The organism is Hymenobacter terrigena, from assembly GCF_054776515.1.
In genome coordinates, this window is sequence record NZ_BAAHBU010000002.1 from 1,184,947 (window position 1) to 1,198,464 (window position 13,518).

The 13,518-nt window shown below is 60.8% G+C and carries 9 protein-coding genes; all 9 read left to right on the forward strand.

Features of this window, described 5'->3' with window-relative positions; genetic code table 11:
• Positions 1–103 precede the first annotated feature (103 nt).
• Positions 104–709, forward strand: a complete 606-nt coding sequence (locus ACYU7Q_RS11835) for a gluconate 2-dehydrogenase subunit 3 family protein (protein WP_460609627.1) — start codon at positions 104–106, stop codon at positions 707–709.
• Between the two features lie 103 nt (positions 710–812).
• Positions 813–2,495: a GMC family oxidoreductase gene (locus ACYU7Q_RS11840; protein ID WP_460609628.1), complete on the forward strand. Its 1,683-nt coding sequence runs from the start codon at positions 813–815 to the stop codon at positions 2,493–2,495.
• 97 nt (positions 2,496–2,592) lie between these two features.
• Positions 2,593–3,927, forward strand: a complete 1,335-nt coding sequence (locus ACYU7Q_RS11845) for a glycoside hydrolase family 1 protein (RefSeq protein ID WP_460609629.1) — start codon at positions 2,593–2,595, stop codon at positions 3,925–3,927.
• Between the two features lie 66 nt (positions 3,928–3,993).
• The gene (locus tag ACYU7Q_RS11850) at positions 3,994–4,581 is read left to right on the forward strand and encodes a hypothetical protein (protein ID WP_460609630.1); all 588 of its coding nucleotides are present in this window, start codon (positions 3,994–3,996) and stop codon (positions 4,579–4,581) included.
• A gap of 8 nt (positions 4,582–4,589) precedes the next feature.
• A complete protein-coding gene (locus ACYU7Q_RS11855; RefSeq protein WP_460609631.1) occupies positions 4,590–4,898 on the forward strand; it encodes a hypothetical protein in 309 nt (102 codons plus the stop codon).
• A gap of 163 nt (positions 4,899–5,061) precedes the next feature.
• Positions 5,062–5,607 (forward strand): hypothetical protein, encoded by a 546-nt coding sequence (locus tag ACYU7Q_RS11860; RefSeq protein ID WP_460609632.1) that lies wholly within the window; start codon positions 5,062–5,064, stop codon positions 5,605–5,607.
• Between the two features lie 264 nt (positions 5,608–5,871).
• Positions 5,872–8,412, forward strand: a complete 2,541-nt coding sequence (locus ACYU7Q_RS11865) for a DUF5686 and carboxypeptidase-like regulatory domain-containing protein (RefSeq protein WP_460609633.1) — start codon at positions 5,872–5,874, stop codon at positions 8,410–8,412.
• A 215-nt stretch (positions 8,413–8,627) separates the two neighbouring features.
• The gene (locus ACYU7Q_RS11870) at positions 8,628–10,628 is read left to right on the forward strand and encodes a 7TM diverse intracellular signaling domain-containing protein (protein WP_460609634.1); all 2,001 of its coding nucleotides are present in this window, start codon (positions 8,628–8,630) and stop codon (positions 10,626–10,628) included.
• Between the two features lie 442 nt (positions 10,629–11,070).
• Positions 11,071–13,467, forward strand: coding sequence for a beta-glucosidase family protein (locus ACYU7Q_RS11875; RefSeq protein ID WP_460609635.1), 2,397 nt, complete (start codon positions 11,071–11,073; stop codon positions 13,465–13,467).
• Positions 13,468–13,518 lie beyond the last annotated feature (51 nt).

Sequence of the window (13,518 nt, forward strand, 5' to 3'; positions counted from 1 at the left end):
TGAAGAAATACCGTTGAAAACCTCCACCCTTCCGGGCTGTTCCGCTCGTAAACAATTTAGCTGAGCCGTTGTCCGTGATGCTACGCCAGCCCAAGCCCGACTTATGCCCCTCCCTACTTATCCCAGCGGCACCGTGCGCGCGTTGCTCGACACGCCGCACGTGTCGGAAGCCACCCGCGCCGCCGTGCAGGCCCGCCTCGATGCGCCCGCCACCTACACGCCACAGTTTCTGGCCCCCGAAACCTATGCCCTGCTCGAAGCGGTAGCGGCCCGCCTGCTTCCGCAGCCCGACCGGGCCGACGCACCCATCGCCCTGGCCCCAGCCGTGGACCAGCGCCTGACCGAAGGCCGCGCCGATGGCTGGCGCTACGACGCCCTGCCGCCTGACCGCGAAGCTTACCGCATGGGCCTGGGGGGCATCCAGGAAATAGCGCAGGCGCAGTTTCAGGCTGATTTCACGACGCTGACTGCCGAGCAACAAGACGCGGTGCTGCAAGCGCTGGCCAGTGGCACGCCCCCCGGCGCTACCTGGAAAACCCTGAATGCCGGCCGCTTTTTCGAGGAAATGCTGGCCGAACTAACCGAAACCTATTACGCTCACCCGCTGGCGCAGGAGGAAATCGGCTACGTGGGCATGGCCGACCTGCCGGCCTGGACGAAAATCGGCCTCAACGAAAAAGAAGACCGGGAGGTGACAATGGGTGAATGAGTGAATGGGTAAAGGAGTGAATGGCACCAGCGTATGCACCACTCCCTAGCCCGTCAGTCTCCATTTACTCAGTCATCCATTCACTCATTCACTCATTGCAAAAATGCCCGACGAAGAAGTTCTCGAAGAAGGCGTCCTTAACCCCGTCAAGCCCGAAATTCAGGACCCGCTGCTGCGCTCGCTGCTGGCCGATGAGCCCGCTGCTGCCCCCGTGGCGGCCGATACACCCAAAGAGCAGCCCCAGGCCATCGAGCTCGAAGCCGACGAAGTCGACTGCGTAGTGATTGGGCTGGGTGCGGGCGGCGCGCCGCTGCTGGCCCGCCTCGCCGTTGCTGGCCTGAAGGTGGTGGCTCTGGAAGCCGGCCCTTGGCACAACCCCGAAACCGATTTTGCCACCGACGAAAAGGCCCAAGATTTCCTGTTCTGGAACGACGAGCGGCTGGCCGCCGGCCAGGACCCATTGGCCATGGGCAAGAATAACTCTGGTACCGGCGTGGGCGGCTCCACGCTGCACTACACAGCCTACACCCCGCGCCCGCTGCCCGATGATTTGCACATCAGGCGCGACTTTGGGCAGGGCGAAGACTGGCCGGTGAGCTACGAGGAACTGGCCCCGTACTACGAGGAAGTGGAGCAGTTTATCGGCGTTTCGGGGCCCACGCCCTACCCCTGGGGCCCTGCCCGCCGCAAGGGCTACCCGCTGGCCCCGCTGCCGCTCAATAGCGCCGCCCAGTTGATGGCGCGCGGCGCGGAGAAAATGGGCATTCGCACCTCGCCGGCAGCCAATGCGGCGCTCTCGGCCCGCTACTACCAGGAGGGCGTGGGCTGGCGCGAGGCCTGCACCAACCGGGGCTTCTGTCAGGCCGGCTGCTCCAATGGCGCGAAGTCGAGCATGGATGTAACCTTCATTCCCTTGGCGGTGAAGCACGGGGCGGATATCCGGCCCAACAGCTTCGTGACGGAGATTGAGCGCGATGCGCGGGGCTACGTAACCGGCGTGGTGTACACCCAAAACGGCGAGCAGAAGCGCCAGCGCTGCCGCCACCTCTTCCTCTGCGGCGGCTCGGTGGAAACGCCGCGCCTGCTGCTGCTGAATGAGCTGGCGCTGACCAGCGGGCAGGTGGGCCGCAACCTCATGGCCCACCCCGGTCTGCAAGTGTGGGGCACATTTGCTGATGAAGTGCGGCCTAACAAAGGCATTCCCGGCGGGCTGATTTCGCAGGATACCCACCGGCCGGCCGGGGCCGATTTTATTGGCGGCTATCTGCTGCAAAGCATTGGCGTGATGCCGGTGACGTTCGCGGGCCAGGTGGCGCGGGGCCGCAAGCTCTGGGGCCAGCCCCTGCGCGACTACATGCGCAACTACAACCACATTGCCGGCATCAACATTCTGGGCGACTGCCTGCCCCACGCCGACAACTTCCTGGAGCTGGCCGAGGAGAAAGACGCGCGGGGCCTGCCCAAGCCGCGCCTGCACTTCACGGCCCAGGAAAACGAGCAGCGCATGAATGCCCACGCCGAAAAAGTAATGCGCGGCATCTGGGAAGCCGCCGGCGCTACCGACATCTGGGCGTTTCAGCGCTACGCGCACGTCATCGGCACGGCCCGCATGGGCAAGAGCGGCGACGATGCGGTGGTGGATGCCAACGGCCGTGCCTTCGACGTGCCCAACCTCTACATCTCGGATAACTCCACCTTCCCGAGCGCACTGAGCGTGAACCCGGCCCTGACGATTATGGCCCTGAGCCTGCGCACGGCCGATAAGTTTCTGGAAAGCCTTAAGTAATGGTTAATGATTAACGGTTAGTGGTTAATGAATCCCGATTAACCTGCCTTATTCACTACCCAATTAACTACTAATCGTTAATCATTAACCATTATAAATGAAGTCCTTTCTCACGGAAATCAACGAGCATTTCGGCGACGGCAACTACGAGGGCGACGAATTTGGCGGCGCACGCGGGCACAACGGCAATGGCTTGCCCACGGGCCTGCCCAACAACTTTATGTTTGCCACCGGCATCGAGTGCAGCTACCCGACCATCGACGGCGGCAAAACCCGCCGCGATTTGCTGGCCGAGTGCGACCATTACAAGCGCTACCAAGAGGACTTGGCGCTGGTGAAAAGCATGGGCTTGAAAGTGTTGCGCTACGGCCTGCCGTACTATAAAATCCAGCTCAGCCCCACCAAGTACGACTGGGAATTTGCCGACCTGGCGATGGCCGAAATGCAGCGCCTGGAAATCACGCCAATTCTGGATTTGATGCACTTCGGCGTGCCCGATTTCATTGGTGATTTCCAGAATCCTGAACTGCCGGTACACTTCGCGGCCTATTGCGAGGAAGTGGTGAAGCGCTACCCGTGGGTGCGCTTCTACACGCCAGTGAACGAGATTTACGTGACGGCCAGGATGAGCGCCAAAGACGGCATCTGGAACGAGCAGTTGAAGTCAGACAAGGCCTTTGTGACGGCCCTGAAGCACATTGTAGCTGCCAGCATCATGGGCACGCAACGCATTGCCAAGCACCGGCCCGATTGCATCATCGTGCAGAGTGAGTCGGCCGAATTTACGCACGAGCTGCGCGCTGAGCACACCTATGAAGTACAGATGCAGAACAAGCTACGCTTCGCGGCGCTCGATTTACTTTACGGCCACCATCCCGAGGGCGACGTTCTCAATTACCTCTACGACAATGGGCTGACGCGGCGCGAATACGACTGGTTTATGGCCGGCGAGCCGCCCGGCTACCAGGTGATGGGCAACGACTACTACGGCCGCAACGAGAAAATCATGCTGCCGAATGGCGAAATCTGCACCAGCATGGACGTACTGGGCTGGTACAACATCACCCACGACTACTACCAGCGCTACAAAAAGCCGGTGATGCACACCGAAACCAACGTCCTCGAAGCCAAGGAAGCTCCCACCTGGCTTTGGAAGCAGTGGGTAAACATCCTCAGAATGAGGAAAGAAGGCGTGCCCGTTCTCGGCTTCACTTGGTACTCGCTCATCGACCAGCTTGACTGGGACAAGGGCCTAGAGCGCCAAGTAGGCACCGTGAATCCCTGTGGCCTCTTCGACCTCGACCGCCAGCCCCGACCAGTATCGGAAGCCTACAAAATGCTGCTCCAGGAGTACGGCCAGATTACCATCGTGCCCCACGGCGAGCTGTTTGAAGTAACCAAAGGGCCGGCCACGCTGAAAGTGGAGGTGTAGCGCAGGCTTTGCAAGTCCGCGCTACATTCACTCACGCTACACCCGCCGCGCATTCCTTGCGCTCCCATGAAACAAGTGCTGCTGCAAAACCAACTTTATCGCCTGCTCTGGCAGCACGGGCTGTTGCTGCTGCTGGGCCTGGCCCTCTACCTGCTCGATAAGCACGAGGGCCTGCCCTCCGATGTGATTACGGGCCTGCTGCTGGCGGCGGCGGCCGGCAAAACCGGCTACTTTCTGCTGCATAATTTCCGGGCCTTAGCCGCCCTGCGCGACACCTTCCAGCAATTTCTGCTGCTCGTATCGCTCAATCTGGGCATGATTGCGCTGTCCTTCGCCCTCGATTTTTACTGCCTCTACCGCGTGAACGGGCATGCCTTTGCCGGGCTGCGGCCGGGGTCGGAATTGGAAATATTTGGGCAACTATTTTACCACAGCGTGGGCACGCTCATCAGCAACTCGGGCGGCACCGTGACGCCGGCGGCTGGCACCACCCAGGTGCTGTTGCTGCTGGAAAAAATCGCCGGCTTCGTGTCCACGGTCTTCGTTATCTCGAACGCGGCCAATTACCTCGGGCCGCTGCCCAAGGCCAGTTCGCCAGAGCCCACCCCGGTACTGGAAGCCGCAACCACGCCCCCGTCTCCTTCAAATTCGTAAGCCGGACCATGACTTCCTCCGGCCTGCTCCTGCGCGTAGCCACCACTTGGCCGCTGCCGGGCCTGGGCCTGCTGGCGCTGCCCGACGGCCTCACCCCATTGCTGCTGCCTTACGCCCTGCACACGGCACTGGCGATAACCGCCCTCCTGCCCGATGGCACCCATCAGTCGGGCACCGCCACAGTGGAAGAAGTGAGCCGCCCCGACGACGCTGCCGGCCCGGTGCGCGGGCTCTTGCTCGATATGAGCACCACCAGCCCGCTGCCGCCGGGCACCGAAATATGGCTGACCGGAACCAGCGCCACCGAACTTCAGTGAGCGCCCACTCATCCATTTATCGACCCCTGATTGCCCCCGTCGACTTTCCGGGCATCTTGGTAGACGCGCCTTGGTGGCCGGGTTGCGCCCCCACTAGTTTCGATGCACCCGAAGGACGGGCCGGCCGTATGGCCGTTTTCGCATCCCTTTTCCAATTTATCTTATGTTCAAAACGCTCCTCTCGCTTCTGGTGCTTCCCTTACTGTTATCCGGCCCCACAGCCTCGGCCCAGTGCCGCGACCCCTGGATTGCACAGGCCTACAAGCAGATGGCCAACCGTGCCCCCGTGGGCCAGGGCGACGCCTGCGAGTGCAACATTCACCTCTACAACAACGGCAGCTGGGGCAACTACAACGAGCTGGCCGGCTACGTGAAGCAATACCTGCAAAGCGGCGTGCGCCTGGGCTACGCCCCGCTGTCCAACGGCAACTTTGCCGTAGCCGTGCTGCAAGGCAATCAGGTAGCCGCCATTTCGGTGATGAATTCGGGTGGCAACGTAGTGGCGGCCGGGGGTGGCAACGTGGTAGCGGCCGGCGGCGGCAACGTAGTGGCAGCCGGTGGTGGCAACTTGGTAGCTTCGGGCGGCGGCAACATCACCGGGCTGACCGCCAATACACCGGGCTTCTCATTTGGCCAGGCCCGGGGCGTGCTGGCCGCCGGCGAGCGCCGCCTGCCCACCAGCGGAGGCGGCACTCTGGTCATCCGCTAAGGTTACCAATATCCAATGTGCACTATTTGCCCCCGCTTCGGCTTCGGCTGGGGCGGGGATATTTTTAATTCCGGGCCACTCGGCTGGCTGTCCCAAATAGCTCTTACACGGTTGGTCGAGACCCGACAGCTATTCGCTTGGCAGGTTTAATCTTTCACCAGAAATTTTCCTGTTTTCGGCACGGAACTAGTTGGGAGCCGCGTGCGCTTTGCGTAAATTGCCGGACCACTTAGGTTTTTGGCATTTGGCTCTTTTATACTTCGTATGAAATTTCTTGCTCCGTTGCTCCTGGTGTGCCTCCTGGCACTGCCAGCCGCAGCCCAGCGTATTGTAATCAGTGGCCAAGTGGTGGAAGCTACCAACGGCGAGCCGGTGCCTTTTGCTTCCATCTTTATTCCTAAAAGTAGCGCCGGCGTCACAGCCGATGCCGACGGCAAATTCAAGCTCGCTACCACGGGCTCGCCCGATTCCATTGCGGCCTCGGCCCTGGGCTTTGCCACCCAGCGGCGCAAGCTCAGCAACGCGGCCGTGCAAACGGTGCTGTTCCGCATGAAAACCGGCGGCGTGGCCCTGGGCGAAGTAGTGGTCCGCCCCGGCGAAAACCCCGCCTTCCGCATCCTGCGCGAGGTGCAGAAGCACAAGTCCGAAAACGCCCGCAGCGCCCTGCAAGCGGCCGAGTACGACTCCTACAACCGCATCGAGACCAGCCTGATTGACCTGCCCAAGAGCCTGTCCAATCGCAAGGTTATCAAGGATATTCGGGCGCTGGCCGTGCGCCAGGGTGCCGCCGCGGCGGCCGATGTGGATGCACCCCTCCCCATTTTCGCTTCGGAGGTGGGCTCACGGGTGTACCAGCGCAACAACCCGGTACGCCGCCGCGAAGACCTGCTGCACAAGCAGATGCGAGGCGTGGGCCCGCGCGAAGGCTCGGTACTCTCGCAAATGCTGGGCTCGAACTTTCAGAACTTCGACTTTTACCCCAACTGGCAAAACGTGCTGGGCAAGGACTTCATCTCGCCCATTGCCGAAGGTGGCCGCATCACCTACGACTACGAGCTGCAGGATTCCATGTTTGTGGGCAAGGACTGGTGCTATAAGATTGCCGTTACGCCCAAGCGCAGCCACGATTTGGCCTTCAAAGGCACCATCTGGATTACCCAGGAAGGCTACGCCCTGCGCCGCGCCGACCTCGTGGCCAGCCCCGAAGCCAACATCAACTTCGTGAGCGACCTGCGCATCTACCAGGACCTGACTTCGCCCACCGACGGCGCGGGCCTGCCCACCCGTACCAAGCTGGTGCTCAGTGTGCGACCCTACGAAAAGCAGGCGGCCATGCTGGTCCGCTTCACCACGGTGAGCAGCAATTTTGTGCGCAACCAAGTGCACAACGAGCCCGGCTTTTATGACCAGCCCATTGTGTCGTCGCTCATGGAGCCTTCCGATAAGGAGGATGCCGGGGCCACCGGCCTGCTCAGCGGCCTGCCGCAGGGCGGCGCGGGCGGCTACTTCGACCAGCACCGCCCCGACACCCTGAGCCTGAGCGAGCGCCAGACCTTTGCCGTGCTCGACTCGGCCAAGCAGCTGCCCTCAGTCCGCAACGTGCTCGACTGGGTGGAGCTGCTGGTGAACGGCTACAAACGCGTGGGCAAGTTTGATTTGGGGCCGATTTCGACGCTCTACGCCAACAACGATTTTGAAGGCAACCGCTTCCGCTTTGGCTTCCGCACCACGCCCGAAATCAGCCGCAACTGGCTCACGCAGGGCTATGTGGCCTACGGTACCAAGGACAGTCGCTTCAAGTACGGCATCCGCACGAGCTTCGTGGCCGAGCGCCGCCACTGGACGGTGTTTACCGGCGAGTTCAAGCACGACGTGGAGCAGGCCGCCCTGCTCGATAACGACTTTCTCGACAACAACAACCTTTTTATCGCCGCCTCGCGCTGGGGACGCTTCCGCCAGGGCAAGCCCGTACTCCGCGACCTGACCGCCCTGAGCGTGCAGCGCGACCTCTTCCACGGCTTCACCCAGACGGTGACGGTGCGCTACCAAAATATCAACCCGCTGTTTGAATTTCGCCGCCGCCCCGGTGGCCCGGGGGGCCAGCCGCCCACGGAAGAACCCAGCTCGGAGATACTGCACCTGAGCGAGATTGTGTCCGAATCACGCTACGCCCCCGACGAAAACCTGGTGCAGAGCGAAACCCGCCGCCGGGCCGTGGGCCTGAAACGCTGGCCGGTGTTCAGCTTCCGCTACACCCTGGGAGCCATCGACTGGACGCAGGGCGACTTCATGTATCACAAGTTCAACCTGGCTATTTCGCACAGCGTGTCGGTGGGCCAGCTGGGCCGGCTCACTTACCGCGCCGAGGGTAATTACATTCCCACGGCGCTGCCCTACATCATCCTCAAAACCCCGCTGGGCAACCAGACGCCATTCTATAACGCCAACGCCTTCAACCTGATGAACTACTTCGAGTTCATCACCGACCGCTCGGCCACCCTACGCCTCGACCACCATTTTGAAGGCCTGCTTGTCAATTCCATTCCCGGCATTCGCGCCCTCAACTGGCGTTTAGTCGCCACCGGCAATGTGCTCTACGGCAAGCTTTCGGACCGCGCCCGCCGCGTCAACGGCGACGCACCCGAACTGCCCGGCCCCATTTCCACCCCTTATGTAGAAGTAGGCTACGGCGTGGAGAACATTTTTAAGTTTGTCCGAGTCGACTTTATTCATCGTCTGACTTACCGCGATGCCCCGGGCACTAGCAACTTCGGTGTCAAGGTAGGCGCGCAATTCCGTCTGTAGCCGCGCAGCGCGATTATTGCCTCAGCCTGAAATGCCAACGCCCGGCTGTGTTTCGACACGGCCGGGCGTTAGCATTTCAGGCTACCACCAAACATCATATAGGTGCACGGTTAGTAAACCCTCACTTATCCCAATAGTTACCTTTGCTCGGTTTCGGATTGCGTGGCTGTAAGTTGGACTTGCTTATGTTTATCAAATCTCCTTTGATTTCGCGCTTGCGAACTACCGGCAGCCACTACCCCCTACGCTGGCTGGCGGGGACGTTATTCTGGCTACTTCTGCTCCTGCCGGCTCATGCCCACGCAGCGCCCGAGGATACGCTGGCCATGAGCCCGTCCAACCCGGCCATTTATTTAGAGGAGAACTATTACAGCATACTGGAAGACCCCACCAGCCGGCTCCGGCTGGCCGATGTGCAGTCGCCGGCCTGGAGCCGCCGCTTTGTTGTGTTGCGCGGCTCCGGTCACCCTCCTAATATTCAGCACCCACGCAGTACGTACTGGCTCCGCATCACGGTGCGACACGCCCCCACCGAAAACGCCGCCTGGTACCTGGAACTGTATGATTCGCACATCGGACAGGCGGTGTTTTACGGGCCGCGGCCCGGCTCGGCCACGGCGTACGACAGCGTGGCTACCGGAGCCAGCCACTCCTTCGCCACGCGCCCGCACCCCTACAAAAACTTCCTGTTCGACCTTCCACCCCGGCCCGGCGAAACCGCCACCTACTACCTGCGCCTGCATTCCGACACGCGTACGAGCTTCCGGGCCATGCTGCACAGCGGTGCGGGCCTCATCCCGGAACTGTCGCTGCAATACTGGCTACTGGGCATTTTTTACGGCATCCTGTTTATCATGGTGCTCTACAACCTGATTCTGTTCTTCTTCCTGAAGGAGCGCGCCTACCTCTACTACGTGTTCTACGTGCTGAGCGGTACCCTGCTGTTTTTGAGCGAAGACGGGCTGGGATTCCAGTATTTATGGTCGGCTTCGCCCGAACTTAACCACTTCATTGTGGCACTGGCGCCGGTGCTGCTGCTGCTCACGTTTGCCACCTATGCCAGCGGCTTTCTGGACACGGCTTCGCGCCTGCCGGCCTTGCACCGCCTCGGGAATTGGGTGGTAGGCGGCAGCACGGCCCTGCTGGTGTTCGATGCGGCCGTAGTTCATTCGGGGTTCAGCTTCTGGCTGTATCTGCTACCGTATGGCCTGTTGTATTATGCTGCTTTTCAAGCATATCGTCGTGGGCTGCGGCCAGCCCGTTATTTACTGCTGGCTCAAGCGCTGGTGGCCATCAGCCTCACCTTTCTCATTATGCGCAAGCTGGGAATTAACTTCTACAGCAACGTATACACGGTATACAGCCTCAATGCAGCCTTTGTAGTGGAAGTCGTGATTCTGAGCTACGCGTTGGGTGAAAAGCTGAAGGGCCTGATGGACATGACCCTGCTCACCCAAAACCGTCTGCTGAAACAGCTCCGCAAAAAGCACCAAGCCCAGGACCGCCTTGTGGAACAAATGCGCGAAAACCAAGCGCTTAAAGACCAGCTTAATACCGAGCTAGAAGGCCTGGTTGCCCTTCGCACCGCTGAACTCCGCCAGCAAAACGAAACCGTGGCCGCCCAAAACCGCGAGCTGCTACAAGCCAACGGCCTGCTGGCCCTGCAATCGGCCGCCATCGAAAAGCTCAACGGCGACCTCAGCCGCGACCTTCACGCTGAGAAGGCGGCCCGCATCGAATCGAAAGAAGTGGACTTTGGTGAATTCAGTCAGATATACCCCGACAAAGGCGCCTGCCTGCGCTACCTCGCCGACCTGAAGTGGAGCCACGGCCGCTACCACTGCCGCAAGTGCGGCTACGAAAAGAACTGCGAAGCCCGCGAGCCCTACGCCCGGCGCTGCACCCGGTGCCGCTACGTAGAGTCGGCCACGGCGGGCACCTTATTGCAAAAGTGCAAATTCTCCATCGTCAAGGCGCTATACGCAGTGTTCCTGCTCCATGCCCATAAGGGCAACTATTCACCCTCCGAGTTAGCCCGCATACTGGACCTGCGCCAAGCCACCAGTTGGGCCTTTGCCCAAAAAGTGTTGCAAGCCTTGCAACGTCGACGGCTGGCCCCTGGCTATGAAGAGGGCGAAGCGTGGACACACGTGCTGCTGGATGCGGCTGCCGAAGCCGAAGTGGAGGAGAATGAGCCTGCCGAAACCGGTAATTAAGCTCACCTTATTTCCCGGCAACGTTTGTGTTGGACTCTGGAATCAATTTGTCCACCTTGCTCCATAATGGGCGGCGTTTTCGCCCACTATTAGAAAAATGGTAAATAATGTCAGCTTTTTTCGGCCAGTGACATTTTTTTTCGTTGTTTTTTAGAATACTCCCTAAAAACGGAAAACGCTTTGGCTACTTATACCAAGCGGGAATACTAAATGGGCGCGTGTGCAGCAAGCGTATAAGCCCGATTGGCACAGATGGCAAAAACGGCTAAATCAGCTATTTCAGGGCATTTATTGGGTTGCATTTGCCAAACACATGCCCATACATTTGGTCAACTGCACACCCCAGATGGCCTTGTTCTCTTCCCTGTTTCGCGTCCGCCAGCTCCCCAGGGTACGGGAAGCTCAACTCCACTCTACTGCATGGCGGAATTTGCTATTGCTGATGTCACTCGTAGCGGCCTGCCAGCGCGGGGCCGTGCCACTGGCCACCACTGCTACCCCGATTGAAACTGCCGCAGCAGAAATACAGTCGCCCACGTTTAGTCCCCGCGTGCAGCATCTGCTGGCGCAAATGACCCTGGAAGAAAAAATCGGGCAGATGACTCAGCTGAACATTTCGGCGATAAATCATACTGGCTCTAATGGCGACGTCTCGCTCGACTCAGCCAAAGCGGCGGGCCTGGTCCGGGATTTTCACATTGGTTCGTTCATCAATGGAGAGGCCGTGCCGGCCGTACAATGGCTGCGCTACTCGGCCGCGCTGCAACGCATTGCCCTGCGCGAGTCGCGCCTGCACATCCCCATGATTTATGGCATCGACCACATGCACGGGGCTAGTTACGTGGGCGGCACAGCCATTTTCCCGCATAATATCAACCTTGGGGCCAGCTTCAACCCCGCCCTGGCCCGACAGGCAGCCCGCGCTACCATCCTCGAATCGGCCGACCTGGGCCACCACTGGGTATTTGCCCCGGTGCTCGATTTGGGCTTGAATACGTACTGGCCCCGCTTCTACGAAACGTTTGGCGAAGACCCGCTGGTGGCGGCTACGCTCGGCACAGCTTTTACCGCTGAAATCCAGACCAATACCGAGATTGCGCCCTACAAAGTAGCGGCCTGTGGCAAGCACTTCCTGGGCTACTCCGACCCGCGCAACGGCTGGGACCGCACCAATGCCCTCATCCCCGACCAGCGCCTGCAGGAGTTCTTCCGGCCTTCGTTTCAGGCCGCAATCGATTCCGGGCTGAAGTCCATCATGATTAACTCGGGTGAAATCAACGGCGAGCCGGTGCATGCTTCCAAGGCTATTCTCACCGATTTGCTGCGCCGCCAGATGGGCTTCAAAGGTGTGGCCGTAACCGACTGGGAAGACATCAACCGGCTGGTGCGCGTGCAGAAAGTGGCCCCCAACGAGAAGGAAGCTACCTGGATGGCCATCGACGCGGGCGTAGATATGGCCATGACGCCCTATACCACCAGCTTCTGCCGCTACGTGAAGGAACTGGTGCAGGAGGGACGCCTGACCCAGGCCCGCATCGACCTTTCGGCGGGTCGGATTTTGCAGATGAAGGACGAAATCGGCCTCTTCGAAAACCCCATGCCCCGCGCCGACCGGCTCAGCCGCATCGGCGACCCGGCCCTGCGGGCGCAGGCCGTGGCCGCCGCCCGCGAATCAGTGGTATTGCTTAAAAATGAGCGCAATACATTGCCACTGGCTCCGGCCCACGTGAAGCGGCTGCTGGTGGTAGGCCCCTCGGCCGACTCGCGCGCCAACCTCTGCGGCGGATGGACTCTGGCCTGGCAGGGCCGCGCCGAAGACGCTTACCCCAAAGACGTGCCCACGCTGCTGGAGGCGCTGCGCCAAGAATATCCGCAGGCGAAAATCGAGATGGTGCCCTACCGCGATGCTACGGGCAAAATGCTGTTGGCCAACATTTCTGCCGCCGCTAAGCAGGCCGATGCCGTGGTACTGGCACTAGGCGAGCGGCCTTACACTGAGGGCCTGGGCAACACCTCGGACCTGACGCTGCCCGCCGACCAGCAGCAGCTAGCCCAGGCGGCACAGGCCAGCGGCAAGCCCACGGTGCTCATCGTAATCGGCGGGCGACCCACCATTGTTCGTGGCGTGGCGGAAGGCTCGTCGGCGATTATTTGGGCAGGTCTGCCAGGCTACGGCGGAGCCACGGCGCTAGCCGAAATCATTAGCGGCAAGACCAATCCGAGCGGCAAGCTGCCGTTTACTTACCCGCAGTTTGCCGGCCACATCACGAACTACCACCACGACAACAACGAGAACAGTCTCGATTTGAGCGACTTCGGCGCGGGGTACGAGCCGCATGGAGCCAAGTACAAAAGCTCGATGCTGACGGAGTTTGGCGAAGGGTTGAGCTACACCACCTACGCTTACTCCGGGCTGGCGCTGAGCGACTCGGTACTGACCGGGCCGGCCGCCCGGTTGCGCGCCACGGTGCGCGTGGCCAACACTGGCTTTCGCGCCGGCCAGGAAACCGTGCTCTGGTTTCTGACCGATGAGATTGGCCGCATTGCCCGCCCGGTGCGACTGCTGAAGCACTTTGAAAAACAGGCTTTTGCTGCCGGCCAAAGTCAGCAATTGGCTTTCGACATCGAACCGCTGCGTGACCTGAGCTACCCCGACGGCCAGGGCCGCCCGCAGCTGGAAACCGGCTGGTACACCCTGCGCGTGGGTTCCCAGATGGCGCGGTTCCGCTACGTGGCCGGGCCGGTGGCCAGCACCACCCCGGCTGGCGGCAAAACCACCGGGGCCGTGCGCTCAATTTCTGACCAACCGCGCACCGCTACGGCGGGCGTGTCGCACTAACCACTTCGCAAACTCGTCGGCTGCCTGTTCGACAGACAACTTATTCGCTTA

Excerpts from the sequence above, each read along its gene's own strand:
- ACYU7Q_RS11835 (WP_460609627.1), top strand. The coding sequence starts at position 104 with ATGCCCCTCCCTACTTATCCCAGCGGCACCGTGCGCGCGTTGCTCGAC.
- ACYU7Q_RS11840 (WP_460609628.1), top strand. The coding sequence starts at position 813 with ATGCCCGACGAAGAAGTTCTCGAAGAAGGCGTCCTTAACCCCGTCAAG.
- ACYU7Q_RS11845 (WP_460609629.1), top strand. The coding sequence starts at position 2,593 with ATGAAGTCCTTTCTCACGGAAATCAACGAGCATTTCGGCGACGGCAAC.
- ACYU7Q_RS11850 (WP_460609630.1), top strand. The coding sequence starts at position 3,994 with ATGAAACAAGTGCTGCTGCAAAACCAACTTTATCGCCTGCTCTGGCAG.
- ACYU7Q_RS11855 (WP_460609631.1), top strand. The coding sequence starts at position 4,590 with ATGACTTCCTCCGGCCTGCTCCTGCGCGTAGCCACCACTTGGCCGCTG.
- ACYU7Q_RS11860 (WP_460609632.1), top strand. The coding sequence starts at position 5,062 with ATGTTCAAAACGCTCCTCTCGCTTCTGGTGCTTCCCTTACTGTTATCC.
- ACYU7Q_RS11865 (WP_460609633.1), top strand. The coding sequence starts at position 5,872 with ATGAAATTTCTTGCTCCGTTGCTCCTGGTGTGCCTCCTGGCACTGCCA.
- ACYU7Q_RS11875 (WP_460609635.1), top strand. The coding sequence starts at position 11,071 with ATGTCACTCGTAGCGGCCTGCCAGCGCGGGGCCGTGCCACTGGCCACC.